This window comes from Vibrio sp. MA40-2, from assembly GCF_047302445.1.
In the GTDB taxonomy this organism is placed as follows: domain Bacteria; phylum Pseudomonadota; class Gammaproteobacteria; order Enterobacterales; family Vibrionaceae; genus Vibrio.
The window spans coordinates 2,510,587-2,533,919 of sequence record NZ_CP178628.1; the positions used below are offsets into that span (position 1 = coordinate 2,510,587).

Annotated in this window: 15 protein-coding genes; 7 read left to right on the forward strand and 8 right to left on the reverse strand. The window is 38.5% G+C overall.

The features are described from left to right. Positions 1–3 precede the first annotated feature (3 nt). Complete coding sequence (locus ACLKML_RS18890) at positions 4–1,485, forward strand: carboxypeptidase M32 (protein WP_413284510.1); 1,482 nt, start codon at positions 4–6, stop codon at positions 1,483–1,485. Positions 1,486–1,871: 386 nt separating this feature from the next. Here the strand turns inward: ACLKML_RS18890 and ACLKML_RS18895 are convergent, their stop codons facing one another. Beyond that, a complete protein-coding gene (locus ACLKML_RS18895; RefSeq protein WP_413284511.1) occupies positions 1,872–2,045 on the reverse strand; it encodes a hypothetical protein in 174 nt (57 codons plus the stop codon). Between the two features lie 373 nt (positions 2,046–2,418). Here ACLKML_RS18895 and ACLKML_RS18900 point away from each other — a divergent pair, with 373 nt between their 5' ends. Beyond that, entirely contained in the window at positions 2,419–3,870 is a 1,452-nt protein-coding gene (locus ACLKML_RS18900) for a catalase (RefSeq protein ID WP_413284512.1), read from the forward strand. Positions 3,871–4,110: 240 nt separating this feature from the next. Continuing rightward, complete coding sequence (locus ACLKML_RS18905; protein WP_413284513.1) at positions 4,111–5,466, forward strand: MFS transporter; 1,356 nt, start codon at positions 4,111–4,113, stop codon at positions 5,464–5,466. A 136-nt stretch (positions 5,467–5,602) separates the two neighbouring features. On the opposite strand, the gene ACLKML_RS18910 is transcribed toward ACLKML_RS18905, so the two are convergent. Continuing rightward, entirely contained in the window at positions 5,603–7,201 is a 1,599-nt protein-coding gene (locus ACLKML_RS18910) for a sulfatase-like hydrolase/transferase (protein ID WP_413284514.1), read from the reverse strand. A gap of 90 nt (positions 7,202–7,291) precedes the next feature. Next, positions 7,292–9,058, reverse strand: coding sequence for a solute:sodium symporter family transporter (locus tag ACLKML_RS18915; protein ID WP_413284515.1), 1,767 nt, complete (start codon positions 9,056–9,058; stop codon positions 7,292–7,294). Between the two features lie 174 nt (positions 9,059–9,232). On the opposite strand from ACLKML_RS18915, the gene ACLKML_RS18920 reads away from it, so the two are divergent. Then, positions 9,233–10,126, forward strand: a complete 894-nt coding sequence (locus ACLKML_RS18920; RefSeq protein ID WP_413284516.1) for an AraC family transcriptional regulator — start codon at positions 9,233–9,235, stop codon at positions 10,124–10,126. Here the strand turns inward: ACLKML_RS18920 and ACLKML_RS18925 are convergent. Further along, a complete protein-coding gene (locus tag ACLKML_RS18925; protein WP_413284517.1) occupies positions 10,095–12,551 on the reverse strand; it encodes an EAL domain-containing protein in 2,457 nt (818 codons plus the stop codon). The two genes, ACLKML_RS18920 and ACLKML_RS18925, sit on opposite strands and share 32 nt — an antisense overlap. Before the next feature lie 289 nt (positions 12,552–12,840). Continuing rightward, positions 12,841–14,037 carry a potassium/proton antiporter gene (locus ACLKML_RS18930; RefSeq protein ID WP_413284518.1) on the reverse strand — a complete coding sequence of 399 codons (1,197 nt, stop codon included), beginning with the start codon at positions 14,035–14,037 and terminating at the stop codon, positions 12,841–12,843. A 461-nt stretch (positions 14,038–14,498) separates the two neighbouring features. On the opposite strand from ACLKML_RS18930, the gene ACLKML_RS18935 reads away from it, so the two are divergent. Next, positions 14,499–15,521, forward strand: coding sequence for a hypothetical protein (locus ACLKML_RS18935; RefSeq protein ID WP_413284519.1), 1,023 nt, complete (start codon positions 14,499–14,501; stop codon positions 15,519–15,521). 260 nt (positions 15,522–15,781) lie between these two features. Further along, entirely contained in the window at positions 15,782–17,587 is a 1,806-nt protein-coding gene (locus tag ACLKML_RS18940; RefSeq protein ID WP_413284520.1) for an EAL domain-containing protein, read from the forward strand. A gap of 32 nt (positions 17,588–17,619) precedes the next feature. On the opposite strand, the gene ACLKML_RS18945 is transcribed toward ACLKML_RS18940, so the two are convergent. After that, complete coding sequence (locus ACLKML_RS18945) at positions 17,620–18,018, reverse strand: ribosome recycling factor family protein (protein WP_413284521.1); 399 nt, start codon at positions 18,016–18,018, stop codon at positions 17,620–17,622. Between the two features lie 226 nt (positions 18,019–18,244). Here ACLKML_RS18945 and ACLKML_RS18950 point away from each other — a divergent pair, with 226 nt between their 5' ends. Further along, positions 18,245–18,460 (forward strand): hypothetical protein, encoded by a 216-nt coding sequence (locus ACLKML_RS18950; protein ID WP_413284522.1) that lies wholly within the window; start codon positions 18,245–18,247, stop codon positions 18,458–18,460. Between the two features lie 135 nt (positions 18,461–18,595). Here the strand turns inward: ACLKML_RS18950 and ACLKML_RS18955 are convergent, their stop codons facing one another. Continuing rightward, a complete protein-coding gene (locus tag ACLKML_RS18955; RefSeq protein ID WP_413284523.1) occupies positions 18,596–19,078 on the reverse strand; it encodes an outer membrane beta-barrel protein in 483 nt (160 codons plus the stop codon). Positions 19,079–19,246: 168 nt separating this feature from the next. Next, positions 19,247–23,209 carry an ATP-dependent RNA helicase HrpA gene (hrpA, locus tag ACLKML_RS18960; protein WP_413284524.1) on the reverse strand — a complete coding sequence of 1,321 codons (3,963 nt, stop codon included), beginning with the start codon at positions 23,207–23,209 and terminating at the stop codon, positions 19,247–19,249. Between the last annotated feature and the right edge of the window lie 124 nt (positions 23,210–23,333).

The window sequence follows — 23,333 nt, forward strand, 5'->3', positions numbered from 1 at the left end:
ATTATGTCTGCTTACAAAGATCTCGAAACTCACTCAAAAAAAATCGCTCACTTCAATCACCTTGCCGCTATTTGCGGATGGGATCAGGCTGCAGTAATGCCAACAGGCGGCAATCAAGCGCGTTCTGAAGCAATGGCAGAGTTATCTGTTCATATTCATAAACTTATGACAGAGCCACAATTGGCCGAATGGTTCGATAAAGCGGAAAACGAGTCACTCAGCATCGAGCAACAAGCCAGCCTACGTGAATTAAAACGTACTTGGTTGCAAGCGAATGTTCTTCCAGAAGAGTTAGTGCAGAAAAAATCATTAGCAGGCTCTCGATGCGAACATGCTTGGAGAACTCAACGTGAACAAAATGACTGGTCTGGCTTCCAAAAAAACTGGCAAGAAGTCGTCACTTTATCTCAGGAAGAAGCGCAAATCCGAGCAGAAGCAACGGGGGTTAGCCGTTATGATGCCATGCTGGATCTTTATGAACCAGGAACGACCAGCAACGCTTTAGATAGCTTGTTCAGTGACGTAAGCAGCTGGTTACCAGACCTAATAGATAACGCAATCGACCAACAAAAATCAGATATTCTTATCAAACCGAGTGGTCACTATAGTAGCAGTACCCAGAAAGCATTAGGGCTTGAAGTAATGAAGTTACTTCAGTTTGATTTTACTCATGGTCGGCTAGATGAAAGTGTCCATCCATTTTGTGGTGGGGTTCCAACTGACGTGCGTTTGACCACACGTTACGATAGCAATGACTTTGTTCAATCACTTATGGGGACAGTCCATGAAACAGGACACGCACGATATGAACAAGGTTTGCCAAAAGCATTAGCAGGGTTGCCTGTGGGTGAGGCTCGTTCAATGGGGATCCACGAATCTCAATCACTCTTTTTTGAAATGCAAATCGGTAGAAATGGTCATTTCATTTCTCACTTAGCCACAATGGCGGCAAAATCGTTCGAGAGTAAAAATGATCCTGTTTTTGAAAAAAGTAATTTACAAAAACTATACACCAGAGTTGAAAAAGGCTTTATCCGTGTCGATGCAGATGAGTTAACCTACCCTGCTCACGTGATTTTACGTTATGAAATTGAGAAAGATCTGATTAACGGAAAAATCTCTTATTCCGATGTACCGGAGTTATGGGATACAAAAATGAAAGCCTATTTAGGATTAACCACTAAAGACCATTACCAAAATGGTTGCATGCAAGATATTCACTGGACAGACGGCGCATTCGGATATTTCCCTTCCTATACATTAGGTGCGATGTATGCTGCTCAATTTATGGCTTCAATGAAGAAAACTATTGATGTTGATTCAGTAATTCAAATTGGTGACCTATCCCCTATTTTTACTTGGCTATCGGAGAATATCTGGAGTAAAGGGAGTTTGTTGACCACAGATGAGTTGGTTAAATCTGCAACTGGTGAGACGTTAAATGCTGATCACTTTCAAGCGCATTTGAGAAGTCGTTACCTGTAACGAACCCTTGAGAGAACGGTCTGTTAGACTGTCCTCTCATTAAACTAACTTATCTAATTCAAATTCTTGATTATCTGATGCCGATATAGAGCGCTAATCAGATCTTGCTTGGTATGCAAAATAAGCATCACATAAGCTTTATTATCGATTACTTCATATAAGCATCGATATGAACTATCTAACCTTTCCTGAAACTTAATGCCAAAATCTAACAGTGTTGCGTTGAATCTGTAACGTTCAGGATTCTCAGAGATCGCATCAAAATTCTGATTTACTAAACCATCGGTAAATACTGCCACTTGCTCTTGGGATTAATTTTCAACGCCAAGAGATTCTATTTCTAATAAACAGTTAACCGCCATTTCAGTAAAAACAACTTCCAAGAGTTAGCTCCTTGCAGCGCGAAGGCGATCTAACACCTGTTCTTTTGAATGAACACGACCAACAACAACATCTTCAGAGTCATGACGGATAATAACGGTTGTATCTACGTCACTCACGACACTATTTACAACAGCGTTTAGTCCGTTTCTTGCTTCCGTAAAAGATTCTATTCTCATAAAAACGCCACATGTACATTTTATTGGACAGGTATAACGTCACAACCTTAACTTGTACAGTAATATCGACAACTGTTCATTTATTCAGATGTGAATTATTGGATCAACTACCAAGTTTTTAAATCGCTTACACTTCTATATCACCTTGGATTCAACGATATGCAATGGACAGAATATACAGCAAACAGAAAAACCATATGACAATGTGATAGGTTTAATAGATTGTAACGATAAGTACAAACAATTATGGTTTAACACCAATATCGTTCTATTCTTTAACCATGATAAATCAACGGTTTTTCTTTAGCTAAAGTAAAGCCAACGATTTAGGTACGGTAATGTTGCCAGTATCGTTGCATAGAAGGACTAGATCATGAGTAAAAAGCTAACCACAGCGGCAGGCTGCCCTGTCGCTCACAACCAAAATGTACAAACAGCAGGTAAGCGTGGCCCTCAACTGTTACAGGATGTTTGGTTTTTAGAAAAACTGGCGCATTTTGATCGAGAGGTAATTCCTGAACGTCGCATGCATGCAAAAGGATCTGGCGCTTATGGTACTTTCACTGTTACTCATGATATTACGCAATACACTAAAGCAAAATTGTTTTCTGAAATAGGTAAGAAAACCGAGTTATTTGCTCGCTTTACAACTGTAGCGGGTGAACGTGGAGCGGCTGATGCAGAGCGTGATATTCGCGGTTTTGCGTTAAAATTTTATACTGAAGAAGGCAATTGGGATATGGTGGGGAACAATACCCCTGTCTTCTTCTTGCGTGATCCACTTAAATTCCCTGACCTCAACCACGCAGTTAAACGTGATCCTAGAACCAACCTACGTAGTGCAAAAAACAATTGGGATTTTTGGACTTCTCTACCCGAGGCATTACACCAAGTTACTATCGTAATGAGTGATCGCGGTATTCCTGCCACTTATCGCCATATGCACGGTTTTGGTAGCCATACCTTTAGCTTTATTAACGCAGATAATGAGCGTTTTTGGGTTAAATTCCACTTCAAATCTCAGCAAGGCATTAAAAACTTGTCAGATACAGAGGCGGCTCAAGTGATTGGTGATGATCGTGAAAGCCATCAACGTGACCTTTTGGAAAGCATCGACAATAACGATTTTCCTAAATGGACCTTAAAAGTTCAAATCATGCCAGAAGAAGATGCCGCAAAAGTGCCTTATAATCCTTTCGATCTTACTAAGATTTGGCCACATAAAGATTATCCATTGATTGAAGTAGGTGAATTTGAATTGAATCGTAATCCGCAAAACTTCTTCGCAGAAGTCGAGCAATCGGCATTCAACCCTGCCAACGTTGTTCCGGGTATCAGTTTCTCACCAGATAAAATGCTACAAGGACGGTTGTTTGCTTATGGAGATGCACAACGCTACCGTTTAGGGGTGAATCATCAGCATATACCAGTCAATGCACCTCGTTGCCCGGTACACAGTTACCACCGTGACGGCGCAATGCGAGTAGATGGTAACTTTGGTAGTACATTAGGTTATGAGCCAAACGACCAAGGCCAATGGGCCGAGCAAGCAGATTTTGCTGAATCAGCATTAGAGTTGGATGGCGCAGCTGCACATTGGGATCATCGTGAAGATGAAGACTACTTTTCTCAGCCGGGTGATCTATTCCGTTTGATGACTGCAGAGCAACAAGCCATTCTATTTGATAACACTGCGCGTAATTTAAATGGTGTACCTAAAGAAATCCAGCTTCGTCATTTAAGACATTGTTTCAAAGCCGATCCTGCATACGGTGAAGGAATAGGTCGCTTACTTAATATAGATAGCAGTGAGTTCAGTTCATAGTTTCTAAACTATTCAATAAACCTTCGATCATTCAGGCGGTGGAGTTTATTACTCTACCGCTTTTTCTTTTGTCTATGTCTTGTTTAACAACCGCACAAACCCACGAAATTGTACCTCTCGTTATTCAATCAGAACAGTGAACGTTATGGCTAAAACTCGACAGTTTAACAACTGACCTTTTACTATTGAGTAAAAGAGGTATATACATGATCTTATATAATTTAAAGTTTTGTATTTTTCATGACGCTTAAAGAAATTCTTCAAATCGGTAATGTACGCTACTTCTTAATGTTTCGAAGCAGCTACTTTGCACGTTTTTATTATCCAGTATTTACCTTGCTCTACTTAGACTACGGTTTAAGTCTGTCTCAATTTGCCATGCTTAACGTAGTTTGGGCCGCAACCATTGTTCTAGCGGAAGTTCCATCAGGTGCATTTGCCGATACTCTGGGACGTAAAAAACTGGTGATATTGTCTTCAATTGTCATGTTTATTGAAATCACCATGATCGCTGTCGTTCCTACTGGCAACCCTTCTTTGGTCTTCGTTGTCTTTTTGATTAACCGAATATTAAGTGGCTTAGCCATGGCTTTAGCAAGCGGTGCCGATGAAGCCTTAGCTTATGACACCTTAAAGGAACAAGGCAAAGAAGAGTTGTGGCCAAGAGTTCTACAAATCCAACTGCGTCTTTCCTCTAGTATCGGCATTTTTGTCACCTTGCTGGGTGCAGCCATGTACGACGTAAACGTAATGGCTCACATTTATCATATACTCGGCTTAACAGAACCAGAAAGCACCCAGGAAATCATGCGCATCCCTGTTTATGCTACCTTGCTTGTCGCTATGGTTGCCATTTATTCAGCGTTCAATATGGAAGAAGAGCAAAAACACTTACCACATAATCACAATAAAATAACCACCACAATTGCCAGTTTAAAACTCACACTAGTCACAGGAAAGTGGGTGATTTCTACCCCTTATGTACTATTTATTTTGCTCTATTACAGCTTGTTCGAACACACGTCTCGAATGTTTTTAACCATGAACAGCCAATACTATAAGGCTATCGACATACCAATTATTTATTTCGGTTTAATTGGCGCAGGGATAAGTTTACTCAAGATTATTTTAGCCGCGCAAAGCCGTCGATTAGCAGAAAGCATGGAGCCTAAAAAGTTCATTGCAGTGATGGGGTTCGCCTGTATTGCGAGTTACTATGGGATAAGTTTAGGTTGGTCGATTTACGGAGTAATTCCTGCCCTAATCTTAATATTTATTATTATGACAATGAATATTTTCATTAGTTACCACCTTAATAAACAGACCGAATCACACAATAGAGCAACGGTACTAAGCTTTAAGGGGCTAATGTTTAATCTTGGCTATGGATCTATCGGTATCTTGTATGCTTATTACTATAAACTGCTTTCTAATAATTACACTGAACAACAAATAGAACAGCATATTGACTTCTTAGCTTCGCTTTCTTCTTTCTTTTATTACTTTACTTTTTTATTCGTTGCCATCAGTACGGCATTCTATTTTAACAATAAGAATAAACCTATTTTTAAAAAAGAGTGGTGTAGAGGTGAATAGCACTAGCTGAATTTTGAATCACTGATCTCTTATGCATCGTCAAGGAAAAAGGTCTGCTCCCAGCTGGATTGTATTTATTCTTGTTCAATCGCAGACCGTTATATTGATTTGGGAGGAGACCATTGCTTGAAGTCAATTAATAGATTGGCTTAAGCATCTGCATATCATTATTAGCGTCCTCAGACAAATACTCCATATTGTGAAGACGATATGAAGCCCAATAGCCACGCCAGCGCGGATCTGAACTTAACACTTCAGCCATTTTATTTACCAACTGCGGACGCAACTCTATGCCGAGAGTTTGGTAAAACTGATTAACTTGAACATCGGCATCAACATCATAAAGTTCTTGATAACCAGTTGATACGTTATAGCCATAGAACCACTCTTTTCCCATTAGTTCGATGCGAATACCCGCGCCTAGGTTCATACCTACATGCATGCCCGTTTGAAATACCGGTTCCAACTTATCTCTATCCTGCCCTTTTGCTACTTTCAACAACTCACTTCCTTCCATATGGCAAGGTTTATCTATACCGGCAAATCTGAGTAATGTTGGCGCTATATCCAATGCAGAACATACGGTATCGACATTTTTGGCCACTGGTAGAGCTGATTTTGGCGGTTTTAAATATAACGGAATAGCAAAGATATCTGGCTGGAAATACACACCTTTATCTGCCATTCCCAGACGGCCATTCATGTCGCCATGGTCGGCAGAAAATACCACCACACTCTCATCCCAAAGACCTTCGGCTTTAAGATAGTTAATAATACGACCAACCGCATAATCAATCACTTCAACTTGAAGTAAATGACCGACAATATAATCAATCACGGTCTGTTCATCGTACATACCCCAATATTTTCGGTACAGATGATAAATAGGGTTATCTGGCATTTGATCAGATTGCTCAAGACCGAGATAACTCGCAGGTAGTTTTACCGCACGTTTAATCTCTTGGTACCTTTGTTCAAAACCACTAGGTATCGAATAGGGTTGATGTGGATCAAAAAAGTCTATTTGTGCGAAAAATGGTTGGTTAGGTTCTTGTCTTCGTGCTGCTTTTATTTGACGAACCGTGAGATCGGCAAGAAACGTAGAATAATGTGCCTCTTTGGGAAAATCTGAACCGTCTTGTTGCTCTATCCAACCGCCAAATGAATTAGCAGGCGTTTCTCTATCGACGCGTAATCCTTTAAGCTCACGACGATAACGTGGTAATTTCACTGCCATATCATCAATGAAATCAAGGTATCGATCATCATCGGCTAATGGTGGCCCCCAACGATCCCAAGCGTGTAAGTTTTCACCAAAAGTACCAATAAATTTATCCACACCAACGTGACACTTACCAGAGTGTTTCATCACGTAGCCTTCCGATTTAAGATAATCTTGAAAAATTGTATCGCTTACCCGTAAATCAACTTGCGAACCAGATGGTGCACGTTCACCGTTGGTTAAGTAAGGTGGATGCATACCAGTAAACATCGCAGCTCTTGCTGGACCGCATAAAGGACTAGTCGTATACGTACGTGTAAAACGTGTTCCATCTTTCGCTATTGCATTAATATTTGGTGTATTAATTACTTGAGAAAGTGGTCGATTATCGAAGTAACAATCTGGTGAGATCATATCAACCGTAATGAAAATCATGTTAGGTTTCTTGACCGAAGGATCCGTGTTGTAGCCACCTTCGCGCAGTTTAGGTTTTAAGAATTTTTGATTCATCATATATATCCAAAATAGAAGCCAATAAGTTGATAATTAAATGTAGGTAAAAGGACAGGTTTAGATCCCTGCCCTAGTTAAGTAAGCTTTTTGTTAGGTCAGTTTTTCTGCAATGACATTCTGTTGGGTTTTCCTCTGAATCAACCGATGTATTCCATAACAAATCGCCGCCACACTTATCAAGACTGCCGCCACTTTAATCACACTTCCTTGACTACCTAAAATACCGATGTTAGAAAAAACGGTGTAAAGTACAGCCAGCATAGCGATAATTGTCCAGCTTGCTGTTGTCGCATGTTTCCATGGTTGAACTTCAACTTCATCTGTGGCTTTTTGTTGGTAAGGAGTGTCCATAGGTTTGATATATCGCACAAGCATCATAATAGCCACCATCCATAAGAAATTCAGACCAACAGTATGCAACCAATGTAATTGAAACCAACCGAAGTCATTTTTAAGTACAAAATTAGCGATAAAAAAAGTTAACATGCCGATTGGCAATGCAATGTATGCGCTTAATGCAGGTGTTCGTTTAGAAACCACACCAACCAAAACAACCGTTAGAATTGGTACATTAATTACCGCCATAATGGTTCTCATTAACGTATACAAACCATCCGATTGAGCGATCCAAGGAGCAATACAAACACAGATGGCAATGGTTACTGAACCAAAGATTTTCCCTATACGCACCACACTTAAATCATCGGCGGTCGGATTAATTATCTGTTTATAAATATCTAAACTCACCAAGGTTGAAATGCTATTCACTCCACTGTTAAATGAACTCATCACAGCACCAAATAACACTGCACCGAAGAATCCGGTTAGCCAAGATGGCATCACTTCACGTACTAACGTTGGATACGCCATATCTTTGGCTAAAATAACTTCACCTGCATCGGTGATACCTTGTGTCGGTACGGTAATCATACCTTTTTGATGCATATGCCAAGCAATGATGCCTGGAAGAACCAACATAGCAACACCAAACACTTTCATCATAGCGGCAGCGAGCACACCCTTTTGTCCTTCTGCTAAATTTTTAGCCCCTAACGAACGCTGAACGATAGCTTGGTTAGTACACCAATAGAATAAATTGATCAGTAAAATACCAGAGAAAAGTGTATGCCAAGGTACAGAAGCGCCTTCACCGATACCTGCCGCAGCCATGCGCTCTGGCGACTCACTGATAACAATATTAAAGCCATCAGCTATACTGCTATCGCCTAATTGATAAAGGGCAAGAATTGGAACTAAGAATCCACCAAAAAGTAAACCAACCCCATTGACGGTATCTGAAACCGCTACCGCTTTTAATCCTCCAAATACTGCATAAATTCCGCCAGTAATACCTAGACTAATAACCATAATCCATGTCGCTGCATTTTCACTTACTCCTAAAATATCTGAAACAGCGAACAATTTACCTAGCGTAATTGCTCCGGCATACAAAACAAATGGAAGAAAACCGATGACAATTGCATAAATAAAAATAAACGAAGCGACCGAACGCATACGCTTACCATAGCGAAGCTCAAGGAATTGAGGAACAGTTGCAACACCACCTTTTAAGAACCTTGGCAGGAATACCACCGCCAGCACAATCATGGTCACGGCTGCGACAGTTTCCCAAGCCATTACATTTGCACCGTTCATAAATGCATTACCATTTAATCCGGTAAGTTGTTCTGCAGAAATGTTGGTTAAAAATAAAGAACCAGCAATAACAAACCAAGGCAAACTGCGCCCTGCTAAGAAATAGCCAGTTGTTTGATTGAGGTTTTCCTCTTTTGTTGCTTTGTATGAAATCCAAGCAACTAAAAGAGTAAACGATATGAATGAAACCATTGCTATCATTTTTTACTCTCCGTGTAGGTACGTTATTATTTATTTGTTTTTTTTATATAAACAATCACTTCATTCGGAATGAGTACTTAATGCCTACTCTCCATCACAAAGATAATTATCTTTTTGTTTACCTATGGAAATATAATTTAATTTAATACATCATCCTATGTACGTTACGAACCAATGAATGTAAAAAACGAAACTATGAAGAATGAACCATTAGTTATTACTAAAAATGTGAAGTTCAGCAGTGTTAGCATCCGTTCATTTTGGGATGTGACCGGTGACGAAAGTTATATCAACGCTTGGCCAAGAGATAGAAAACTGCCTTTTTCTGATAACACACTAGTGATAATATATACAGAAAAAGGTAATGGAATCATAAGATTAAATGACAAAAAAGAAATTAAAACGCTTGGTAATAACTTGACATTTCTAGATCCTAAAACAATAAAAAGCTATCAATGTAATGGCTTAATTTGGAAGCTATTTTGGATAGAAATATATATAGAGCCAGAAATTTATAAATTAATACCTAAAGAAAAAGTGATCCAGATCGACAATCATAGACATTTCGAAATTCAATTTGATGAACTTATCAATACGTTAGAACAAAAAGAAAAACTTGCTCGTTTTTATGCTGCAGCATTATTTAATAAAATATTTTATGAATGGCTTACAATGTTAAACCATGAACCTCACTCCAAATCTTATAATAATGTAAAGTTTGTTATAGAGGAAATGCACCATCGTTTGTCGGAGAACTGGCAAGTTAAATCAATGGCAACATTTGTTGGTTGCAGTGAACAACATTTGCGTAAGCAATTTTTGACCCATACCAACAAGTCACCCAAAGACTATTATCTTCAATTGAAAATCGACATTGCACTGGGTGTACTAAAACGCGGAAATAAAAACGTATCTCAAGTAGCAACTGAACTCGGTTTTTCGGATCCATTTCACTTTAGTAATGTTTTTAAAAAACGCTTCGGTTACTCGCCTTCAAGCGTGACACCTTTAGCCAATAGTACCCGTCACTTTGTGGCTAAAGAAATCGCTTCTCAAACTCATTCATAGCAATAGCAGGAGACCAAAAATACCCCTGCCCGACACTGCCTCCGAGTGTCCTAATCATTTGCAACTCTTTTTCCGTTTCAATTCCTTCGATGACCACCTGCGCACCAAGCGCGTCGGCCATATTTAATAACGTTTTTACAATCGTTTGATTAGTGGTGTTATCTTGAATATTTTTAACAAATATCATATCAATTTTAACTTCATCAATATTTAATTGGCTTAGGTAAGCCATTGATGAATAACCTGTTCCAAAATCATCGATAGAAATAGAAAAACCTAGCTTTTTTATCGCGGTGATTTTATCTAATAGTTCCTTCGAATTGTCTAGCTCTTGCGACTCTGTAATTTCTAAAGTAATTAAGCGAGCATCTACTGAATATTTTTCACTGGTAAATTGCAAGAAATCAACAAAACCTTTTTGTTGTAAGTCCAGTACCGAAATATTAATAGATAAATTGATAGTCACTGGATGCCGCTGTAACCAAGCAAACATTTTTTCAAATGCAATACGAGTCAAATCATGAAGCAAACCACCTTGCTCTGCGATTGGAATAAATACACTTGGTGCAACTCGCCCTAAAGATGGATGGAACCAACGCATTAAAGCTTCGCCAGCAATGACTTTGTTGGTCGTAAGATCTAGTTGAGGTTGTATGTAAATATCAAGTTCTTGTCGAGCTATTGCTTCTTTTAACAGTTGATGAATCCTAACATTTTGCTCAACTCTCTCGGTCATTTTCTGATTGAACGGTAGCCATTTCAGTCCACGTTTTTGTGCTTCTAGTAAAGCAAGATAAGCCGTTTGGTGCAACAGTGGAAAATCATCATCTGAGTTAAGTACCCGAGAACTTGATGCAGTCATATGCAAGTCGACTAAATAACGGCTATCTGCCAAACCTTGTCCCCAAATAGTCAACAATTGTTCTATTTGTTTCTCGGTCGTTTGATCATCGTTGACAAACAACAATACTTGTTGAGGAGGAATACAAACACAAAAATACTTTTTGTCTAAAACCAGATCAATGTGCCATGGTAAATTTGACACCTTGCTTGATATGTTATGGTAAAGATTATTAAGCTCAGAGGTCACTCTCTCTGTGCCTAACGCACTAATAAGATGGTCGATACCTTCTAGGTAAATCAACACCAATTTAATACGTTTCAAATCAATCCCACGGGTAATAAACTGATCCTTGAGTACATGCTGATAGAAGTTCTGATTAGGCATATTCAGAGTTTGATCGATTAACCTTTGATGCTTCTTTTGTTGTTCTTGGTATTGCAACCGTTTAGCTAAACTAATCGACAGCAGATAAAGTTCAGTCAGTGAACCAATAAGAAAACTATGCATGGTAACGATATTTTGCGGCAATATATTAATGTAAGTAAGATACCCACAAGTTGCACCAATAACGGTACATAGCCAAGAGAGTAGATAATATGATGCGGGGTAATACCGCTGTCTTAATGCAATCACAGCTGTAGAAATACAAATATAGCTAACAATAATAATAAACGGGATATTAATAATCATACGTTGTAGCTCAAGCAAATTGTAACTCAAGACTAAAACGAATGGGAAAACCCACTTACTTTTATCAATCACCCAGCCAATTCGAGGCTGAAATTTCTTAATATCAATGAAGTGTTGACCAAACATCAATGCACACCAGCCAGTTAATAAATGTAATACCCCCATGTGATTAGCAAGCCAACGACAAAGTGCATCAGGCATAATCAAATAGCCAAATCCATGCAATGGTGCAAATTGGAGAAACATAAATAACTGAAATAACATATACCATGCATATTGAGCGCTATTAGGATTCAATGAAAAAATGAAACCGTTATATAACGCTAAAGCAAGGAATATTCCGATCGCGCAGCCCCAGAGAAATAATGTAGCAAACTCAGTATATTTAAAAGTTTGCTCGTCCATTAAACTCAACGGCATAATCACGGGACCATCACTTTGTTTTCGAATCAGTAATGTAAGAGTTTGTTCAGAATCAATCGAAAACCGAAAAGCATCACCAGTATATATAGCTTGTGGCACTGGACGATCGTTAACCCCGAGCTTTATGCTATTAACTAGTTGATCTTGTTTGAATAGATAAACATCCAAAAATTGTAACAGATGATTTTCCGAAACGAGCACTAGAGCTTTTGGTTGATTAAGTTGGTTTGCAGACACGTCGATTCTATACCAATAAACATCATTATTTGGAGATATAGATTGTTGGTACAAACTCGTTTCAAAAATGGCTGAAACTTGTATCTGCTCGACACTACTTTGCTGAATATCCAATGCGGTGCGCAGTGACCCTTTCAAGTTTAACTGTTTGAAAGAGTCATTAATCGTGATATCGGCTGCAAACAAACCGCTACTGAATAGTAGAAGCAAGGCCAAAATAGACCTGATCATATGTGATGACAATCCTTCTAACCTTTATTTACCAATACCTTTTGCTATACGACCTTATAATTAATACTGTTTATATCAAAAAACTAACAACATGGAATGAGCAAGTATTGGTATAATTATTAGTATATTCATACTAAAGAATATGTCACTACACGGATATATCAAGAAAATAGATTATTGATTTGTATTTAGTTCTTTCTGCTACCTGCATTTAGGTCAATGGGCTATTTAGAAATGTCGACAAACAACCTAGCCCACCAGTAAAATTTTTAACTAGTAGGCCTCGAGGTTATTTTTCGGGCCCAATATTAAGTTGTAATTTTTTTGCCAATGGATCAATCGCACTTCCTTGGCAGAATACCGAAATAAGTACGATAAAAAAGACCATATTCACGATCGTTAATGACCCACTAACACCAGCCGCCGCAGGGATTAAAGCAAACACCATCGGAGTCGCACCTTTTAAACCAATCGCAGAAATAAATAAGCGTTTTTTCCAAGTAGCTTTAGGAAACAACAAATAACAAGCTTGAACCGCTAACGGCCTGGCGACCAAAATTAATAACGCGGCAGGAACCAATGAGTGGACAAAAACACCAAATAATTGTTGAGGGAATATTTGTAAGCCTAGTACGATAAACATCAATGCTTGAGCCAACCACGAGAGACTATTAAAGAAATGTTTACTTACTTCACGTCCCCTTCTTACTCCATTACCGATCACAACGCCGACCACATAGGACGCTAATAGAATGTTTCCACCGGCAAACTCACTGCCATAAGTCGCCAAGGTAAAACTACAAAGAATAAATACCGGAATTAACCCATACTCGTTGAGTTTAATGTGATTAAGCAACCAAACGCTAAGCTTGCCAACCAAAAAAGCAACCGTTAAGCCGCAAAATATTTGAATGAACAATTCAGTCCCAATGGTTCTTGCGGAAATTGGCAGGTCAGGCGCAAGAGCAAGTTCAGTAAGAAGGACCACTAAAATAAGTGCGATTGGGTCATTGGTTGCCGATTCAAATTCTAGCACAGTGTCGGTCTGTTCTTTCAAATGAAGCTTTTTCGATTGAAGAATTGAAAAAACCGCGGCGGCGTCGGTTGAGGACACAATAGCCGCAAAAAGTAAGCAATGTATAAATGGTAAATCTAATACAAATGAAATTAATATCGCAAAGAACAATGTGGTAAATAACACACCTAACGTAGATAGAATCCCTCCTTCACGATAAGCAATACGCACACTAGCCATTGGTGTATTGAGGCCTCCCACAAAAACAATGACGTTCAGCGCTATTGCACCAACTAAAGATGTCGTTTGTAAATTATCATAAACAAAATTAAATTCGCCATTTCCCAACATTAATCCCACGCCCATAAATATAAGAAGAGATGGCATACCAAAAGTACGAGATGGGTGGTGTAAAAGTATTCCAATAGCGACTAAAGCAGAAACACTGATGAGAATAAGTTGGTACGACATTAACCTTCCTTTGATTTGTAGCAATACACGATAACTTATATTAGTTTACAACTACCGCCGTCCAAGGGGTAGCCAACAAAGCTAATTTAATCACCTTTATTTTACTTTGAGATTACTAATTCCTGATGAACGTTGAATAAATAGTTATTAAAAGAGACCACCGACAATTTACCACAAATAGGAGTGGCTGACTCTATTATAAATGTCATCACATATTAACAATATCGACATATTAAGACCAATAGTATCGTGTCATGTCTGTTCAGAGGTCATCTATACGCCAACACAATCACTATAAAATCAACTTAATAAGCGGAATCTATATCCGAAATGTATGTTGGCAGTATAGAAAATTTATTGACGGTGTCAAAATTTTGTATTTAATGTTCTATACTGATAAACAAATATCGTTTAGCGTAACAAGTGCTGCAGATACAATGTTGTGATGAAAGGAATTTATTATGGTACGTCTCTTGGTTCTTCTTTTGCTATTTTTCCAACTGCCATCCTACTCTGCTGTCTTAAAAGACCTTGAAATAGTAGTCGATGGAATGAGTGTGGCAAATATGCAAGAGGCAGAAAAGCTTATCGTTGATGACAGCACAATATATTTAGGGCCAGGCATCTACTCGCAAGGTATACATATTAAAGCCGATAATGTTCTACTGTCTGGCAGTCAAGGTACCCACTTTATAAATGCCATCATCGAAAATAAAGCAGCAATTATTACTTCTGGAAACAATATAACCATCGAAAATATCGAGTGCAGTAAAATTCAATCAACGTCCAATAATGGCGCCTGCATAAGGCACCAAGGGGAAAATATTACCGTATCGAATGTATATTTTCATGATAGTGAACAAGGGATACTCGAAAGCCATAATAATGGCCGAATGTTAGTCAAATACAGTCGTTTTGAACGCTTAGGTTATAATGGAAGAGCGCATGGTATTTATAGTAATGGCAATGAATTAATCATTGAGAACTCTTCATTTACTTCCATGCTTAGTCAAGCGCATGCCATCAAGTCTCGATCGAAAAAAACCACCATTAACCATAGTTTAATTTCCACTAGTACTGGTCTTGACAGTCGTCTTATCGATATAGCCAATGGTGGAGAACTTATTATTACCAACTCTATTTTGCACCAAAATAATAATACTCAAAATAGACAAGTCATCGGTTATGGTTTGGAAAAAATGGCATTAAACAGAAATCACAATATCAAGATTCTAAGTAATTTAGTGATTATGGAAAGAGAAAAAGGAAATCAATTCTTAGGTTTACCAAACTGGAAAGACAATCATATTTCTTTTGACATCAATGTGTTAGAAAATATTTTTATTGGTGAGCATATTGACCATGAACAATGGGCTAACGATAATTATTATTTTACTAACAGAGATGAAGCTGGTTTATCATTAAAATCTTTGCCTAGTCTATCTGCTTTACCACAACTTTTTGAATATTTGTCTACGCCATAGACTATCAAGCCAATAGGCATATAAGCTAAATAATAAAGAAATAAAATCGACGATAAATACAAACAGTCAGATTAACTCACTATTTTTATCAATGTATGACATCAGCTTCTATACGCCCATTGCGCCCACCTGATCAATAACTTATGATAGTATCTTGTACTGTAAAATAAGTTACTAGTCCGTTAAATCATTAAAACTAATCAAACGTTCGATTTATTAAAATTTCAATCTGCTTGTAGTTATAGGTAATAGAATACCAAATGAAAGACAACAATGACGCCACACATCGTTCGAACTCGCATTTATTCGATGCTTTAGAAGAAGGTTTTTTAGCACCAAACTCTATAACTCCAATATCAACCGAACTAGAGCACTTAGTCATGGACAAAAAAAACGACTCCTCGCTGTTTTTTTCTATTGTCGATCAAAGCTCCAATGCTGTCGTTATTACTGATATAAGTAAAAATATTGTTTACGTAAATAAGAAATTTGAGCATCTTAGTGGCTATAGCCTTCAACAAGTGATTGGTCAAAACCCTAGGATCTTAAAATCAAATCAAACGTCTAAAGAAACTTATCGAGATTTGCATATTTGTTTACAAGCCGGGAAACAATGGCGAGGTACTTTCATTAATTTACATCGGAATGGAAATGAATATATAGCAGAAACCGTTATATCACCGATAGTTAATAATGATGGCGAAGTGATCTGCTTTTTAGCCGAGAAAAAAGATATTACCACGCAAAAATTAGCTGAAGATAGAATACAAAAACTAACACATTACGATAATCTCACCGGTTTACCGAATCGAGCACATTTTATCAATGAATCTGAATCATTATTAAAACACGCTCAAAGCACAAAATATCATAGTTTCAGCATATTGTTCGCCGATTTGAATAAGTTTAAAGAACTCAATGATACCCATGGTCATTTGGCAGGTGATGCCGCATTAAAAGCGGTTGCCGAACGTTTTTCTCAACAGCTGACTCAAGATGACTTTATTGCACGAGTTGGTGGCGACGAATTTGTCATTATTCATAAACACGCCACATTAACCAGTACCGCACTTCTAGCACAAAAATTAGTCGATTCTTTAATAACTCCAATCACTGCCCTCGATAAAAAATATCACTTAGGTGTCAGCGTTGGTTCGGCAAACTGGCCAAAAGATGGAAGTAATCTCAAAGAACTTTTGTCTCGATCAGATTTAGCGATGTATAAAGCAAAATCTTTGAATAAAAACTATATCGCGTATACCACTATTATTGGCTATGAACATAACCGTGAAGTCATACTTTCCAATAAGTTAGCTCAAGCAATAGACAATCAACAGTTTTCTTTGGAGTATCAGCCTAAATATCAATTACAAACCAATAAAATTGTTGGCTTAGAAGCGCTTTTACGTTGGAAAGATCCCGAATTAGGTAACGTGAGCCCCGTCGATTTTATTCCAATTGCAGAAAAACACAGTTTAATGGCGGAGATTGGAGATTGGGTCATTCAACAAGCTTGCCAACAGTTGAAAATCTGGCGCTCAAAAGGATGGAAGTTTGAGGGGCGTATAGCAATCAATATTTCAATACAACAAATTGAGCAAGCGAATTTCCATGATAGTTTCCTTGCCATTCTAAATAAAGAACGTATTAAACCAACGCAAATCGAGTTAGAAGTAACCGAATCCATATTGATTCGCGATACACAAAAAGTAATCTATATATTGAGCCGACTAGAAGCTATTGGCGTAACCATCGCCATAGACGATTTTGGAACAGGCTATTCATCCTTATCGTATTTAAAAAGCCTCAAAGCCAATAACCTTAAAATTGATCGTTCGTTTATTCGCAACGTGACCAATGACATACACGATAAAACCATTGTTCAATCTATTGTCGATTTAGCCCATAATTTAAACTTGTCAGTTATTGCTGAAGGAGTAGAAACGGAACAACAGTTGAAACATCTTATGTCTATTGGTTGCGATATGGTTCAAGGGTTTTACTTCTCTAAACCCAAAAAACCAGATGATTTATTAACCGACATGCTCAAAAAAAGCAGCAGATAATAATATCGTTACCAATGGTATGAGGTATGAGGTTAAAATATATCGGCTTGAAATCTCGCTTGTCTCGCTTCTAAAAGTGAGCAATTTGTCAATTCCATCAACTCAGATAGCGTGATCGTCGGCTTTTCAATTACTAGCCGAACTAACATCTGCTGTGGTGTCTCATCGATAAAGTCAGCCGCTACCAAGTTACTTTCCAATTTTTTAATCAGATAATGTGTTTCAATTGAATAGTTACTTTTAAGCTGATTAAGGCAACAATTTACATTGCTGGCTTTTCCTGTTATTTGCCAGTTTCTAGAGCGACGAACTCTTTTCAGTTGGCACTCATTTTCTTGAGCAATAAGTTGCGATATTTTTACCCATTTTGAGCCAATTCGGTGTATCAGCGATGGTAAATGAACACGCAAAATTTCACTGTCGTCTGACACGGCCTAGTCCTAATACTGGTTAAATTGATAATTTTATTGTGCTGTAAATCTTAGCAGTTGTATATATACGATCACTAATCTTGATCCATGCGACATTAACTTAAACTGCTTATTTTCTTTTCTTACACTAAATGCTACGCACATCTACTTGATGACATAGCCATTTAGACAAATGAGTCCAGAAGCGATACATTGTAGCTTAGCAACAACTAAAAGGAGAAATGAAATGGATTATGAGCCCTGTGCCCAACCTGCAGTTTCGACTACCCATTTTCCAACAGGCACTTACGTATGTGCTACCTGCAATATGGCCATCGACATCGATTTTGAAGAAAATCATAAAACACCGACATGCCCTTGTTGTGAACAATCTTTATTCTTATCCATTGAAGAAGAAAAACAACCCGTATCACAAGTATCCCTCTCTATTGTAAGATTCTAATTATCTTCTAACCACGTAATTTGTATTCTCGCTGTTTAACAACCAACAGCAAAAAAGCAAAACACCAAGTCGGCAAAATGCTAACTTGGTGTTTCTATTTCAAGCTTGGTATTTTTGTGTCAACCAATCAGATAATTATAAAAAGTGAAAAGTCGCCGTTAATGAGAAATTTTTCACATCTTCGTTATCCATTTTATAAACATGGTAACCGGCACCGATAGCAATTGGTCCAAACAGAAAGTACTCAACACCAACGCCGTACATTGGATCGATACCATCGTCTTCTACTGTCGTACCAGAAATGTCAGAATTCCAAGAGTGTAGTCCTGCACGACCATAGATATGTAAAGGCCCTAAATCAATACTCGGGCGAACCGCTGCATAAAGTGAGCTAGCGTTTAACTCGCCACTCGCAACATCAAATGAACCATGATCAATATACCCACCTTCGATACCAATAAACGGCAATAAACCAGTACCAACATGAATCTCCGTTGATGTCGATGTTTCGCCATCATAATCTGATTGGCCTACCATCGCTCCACCGTAGATTAATGCATCTGCTGCAGCGGTTGTAGTAAAGCTAGCCAAAGCTATTGCTAATAGAGTTTTTTTCATACCTTACCTTCTTAATTATAATCTGAATGCATACTTGTATTTTAAATCGTACGTTTAGTTAAAATACTGAGTTATATTCTACCTACTTATTATATCCCGAATGGGGCATACCTTTGCCTCAAACGTTGCGTATTTTCTATCATACCTAGTTTAAAGCAATTTTCTTGCCTAACATGCATCAATTGCGTTTTTAATTCTTTTATCCGACACAGGATAAGGTGTTCCGAGCTGTTGTGCAAAGTAGCTAACCCTCAGCTCTTCAATCATCCAGCGTATTTCTTTGACGTTTTCCGGAATCGCTATACCTTTCGGTATTTTATTAAGTAATTCACGGTAGTCCTTTTGTATTGACTCAATTTTGAGCATATGCAATCTATCTCTATTTGGATCAATTGGCAGCTTTTCCATTCGACGCTCTATCGCTTTTAAATAGCGTAGGATATCTGGCAATTTTTTCCACCCACACTCTGTTGCAAATCCCTTGAAAATAAGACCTTCAAGCTGAGCTTTGATATCTGACAATGCAAATGCCATAGTAAAATCAACTTTGCCCTTTAATTTCTTATTAATCGCAAAGGCGGTGGTTAAAATCGTTTCCACTTGTTGTGCAATGTTCACAACAGTGTCGCCTAATTCAGCACGAATCGTTTCTTTTAGACTGTTAAACCTTTCTACTTGCCAAACCAGACCGCCATGTTCTTCAATTAACTTATCAATACCACAGGCAATACAATCATCTATTAGATCTAGTACTTTACCATACTGATTGAAATAGAGGCCAAGCTTAGATTTATTGGGCAAGTTAGTATGTAAGTATTTAATTGGCGATGGTACATTTAATAAGATTAATCTTCTCTGGCCAGCTCTCATCGCTTGCAGTTGCTCTTGCTCTGTTTCAAACAGCTTTATCTCAACACTATCTTTACTATCTACTATAGCGGGGAAAGCCTTAACATCAAAACCACCGCGTTTTTGCTGATAAACTTTAGGCAATTCACCAAAGCTCCAAGTATGTAATCCTTGCTGTTCAATATCATCATCCGCAACTTGGGATAAGGTTTTTTGCACTTGTTCTTTAAGGCTGTCTTTTAATTCATGCAGATCTTTATGCTCTTTCAGTTTGCGTCTTTTATGATCGATCGCTCGGAAAGTCATTTTTAAATGATCAGGAATTTGTTCTAGGTTCCAGTCATCACGCAACACTTCGGTGCCAGTGATTCGACGCAACTCTTTTTCTAATGAGTCTAGTAATGGCATGTCTTGTGCCGTAACTCTCGCTAAAAATGCCTCGGCATAGTTTGGCGCAGGAACAAAATTCCGTCGTAAAGATTTCGGCAAAGATTTAATTAAACTAATCACCAACTCTTTCCGTAGTCCAGGGATCTGCCAATCAAACCCATTTGACTCAACTTGATTAAGAATGGCAAGCGGGATATGCACCGTTACACCATCATTATCCTCACCCGGTTCAAATTGATAAGTCAGCTTTAACTTAATACCATCTTGATACCAGAAGTTTGGATAATCTAAATCCGTAACATGACTAGCGTCTCCTCTATACAACATCTCTTTGGCAAAGTTAAGTAATTCAGGACTGGTTTTTTTTGTATCTTTCCACCACTTATCAAAATGTCTAGCAGAAACTATATCTGTAGCAACTCGCTGGTCATAAAATTCAAACAATTCATCGTCATCAACCAAAATGTCGCGTCGTCTAGATTTATGCTCTAACTCTTCAACTTCAATAAGCAGTTTTCTGTTATTGCTGAAGAAAGCATGCTTGGTGTCCCATTCTCCTTCAACTAACGCACTCCGAATAAAGAGTTCTCGGCTCAAAACAGGGTCAATCGCGCCGTAGTTCACCATCCGCTTAGCGACAATAGGAATACCGTATAGCATGACTTTTTCTGAAGCCATAACCGCACCTTGCTTTTTAGACCAGTGCGGTTCACTGTAACTTCGTTTAATTAAATGTTTGGCAAGCGGTTCAATCCATTCCGGCTGGATTTTGGCGACCACACGTCCCCACAATTTAGAGGTTTCCACCAGTTCAGCAGAAATAATCCATTTAGGTTGTTTTTTAAATAATCCTGAAGCAGGAAAAATATGGAAACGAGCATTGCGAGCCCCTTGGTATTCGTTCTTTTCTTGGTCTTTTAAACCGATATGAGAAAGTAACCCAACCAATAGCGCACTATGAATACTTTCATAGTTACCCGGCGCACTGTTTAACTTAGTATCCATTTCTCGCATCGATTGATGCAATTGAAAATAAACATCTTGCCACTCACGAATACGTAAGTAATTTAAAAAATCTTTCTTACACTGCTTTCTAAATTGATTGGATGAAAGCGCATTTTGCTGTTCTTGGATATAGTCCCACAGATTAACAAAGGTTAAAAAATCAGATTCTTTATCAAAAAAGCGGCGATGTTTCTCATCAGAAGCTTGTTTATGTTCTGTTGGGCGCTCCCGCGGATCTTGAATTGATAAAGCAGCCGTGATCACCATGACTTCTTTTAGGCAGGAATAGCGAGTCGCTTCGATCACCATTCTCGCTAAACGAGGATCAATAGGTAATTTAGCCACCTTCCTCCCTATGGCGGTCAACTGTTTCTTGCCATCTTTACTACCAGGATTTATCGCACCTAACTCTTCGAGCAACCTTACACCATCTTGAATATTACGCTTATCCGGCGCTTCAACAAACGGAAAGGCTTGAATATCACCTAAGCCCAGTGCTGTCATTTGTAAAATGACTGACGCTAGGTTGGTCCTTAATATTTCTGGGTCGGTAAACTCGGGTCTGGAACAAAAATCTTCCTCTGAATATAACCGGATGCAAATACCTTCTGCAACACGCCCACAACGGCCTTTACGCTGATTAGCACTGGCTTGTGAGATTGCTTCAATCGGCAAACGTTGAACTTTGGTTCGATAACTATATCGGCTGATACGAGCAGTGCCGGGATCTATCACGTATCTAATTCCGGGCACGGTCAATGAAGTTTCCGCAACGTTAGTCGCTAAAACAATGCGTCTACCAGTGTGTGACTGAAATATCTTATTTTGCTCGCCAGATGATAATCGCGCGTATAACGGCACTATTTCGGTATCACGCAAATTTCTTTTATTCAATGCATCGGCGGTATCTCTAATCTCTCGTTCGCCGTTCATAAAGATAAGAATATCACCCAGCCCCTCTTCACACAGCTCATCAACTGCGTTAAATATCCCTTCCAACTGATCAGTATCATCAGCATCTTCACTGTTTAACGGACGATAACGGGTGTCTACTGGGAAAGTACGACCAGATACTTCAATGATAGGTGCATCAAAAAAATGCTTAGAAAAACGCTCAGGGTCAATAGTTGCAGAAGTAATAATAACCTTAAGGTCAGGGCGCTTAGGCAAAAGGTTTTTCAAATAACCTAAAATGAAATCAATATTGAGACTGCGTTCATGAGCTTCATCAATAATAATTGTATCGTATTGATTTAAATAGCGGTCATGCTGAATTTTCGCCAATAAAATCCCGTCCGTCATTAACTTAACTTGGGTGTTATCTGACACCTGATCGTTAAAGCGAACTTTGTAACCGACGAATTCGCCAAGCTGTGTATCCATTTCTTCCGCGATACGATTCGCGACGGAACGAGCCGCTAAACGACGAGGTTGGGTATGACCAATTAGCCCATATTTTCCTCGACCAAGTTCACTGCAAATCTTAGGTAGCTGGGTTGTTTTACCAGAGCCTGTTTCACCTGCCACAATAACCACTTGGTTTTGCTCTATCGCTTTGGCTATATCATCTCTTTTTTGGCTAACGGGAAGTTGCTCAGGATAAACTATCGTTGCCGTTTGCTGCTGTCGCTGCTGGACAACCATCATAGATTTAGCAATATCCAATGCTATCTCATCAAAAACCGCATGCTTCGACTCAAGATTTTTAATTCTGTCGGCACCTTGAATTCTTTTCGATAGTCGAAATCTATCTTTTATGAGGCATTGCTTAAGTGCATGACGTAGTTGAGCCGAACTGTTGTTCTTGCTGCTATCTTTAGTAGAACGGTTGGCGTTATTTGTATTCTTAGCATTATTTGGCTGAGATCTTGTATTTGACCCGGTCAACGTAAAACCCTGCTTGACTTAAAAAATTGGGCTGATTGTATCACAGCCGTCATAATAACTTGTAGCCTGTTAAGTGTTTACCTTCAGTGATTAATTTGAGTAATTACATTAAAGGAAACATAAA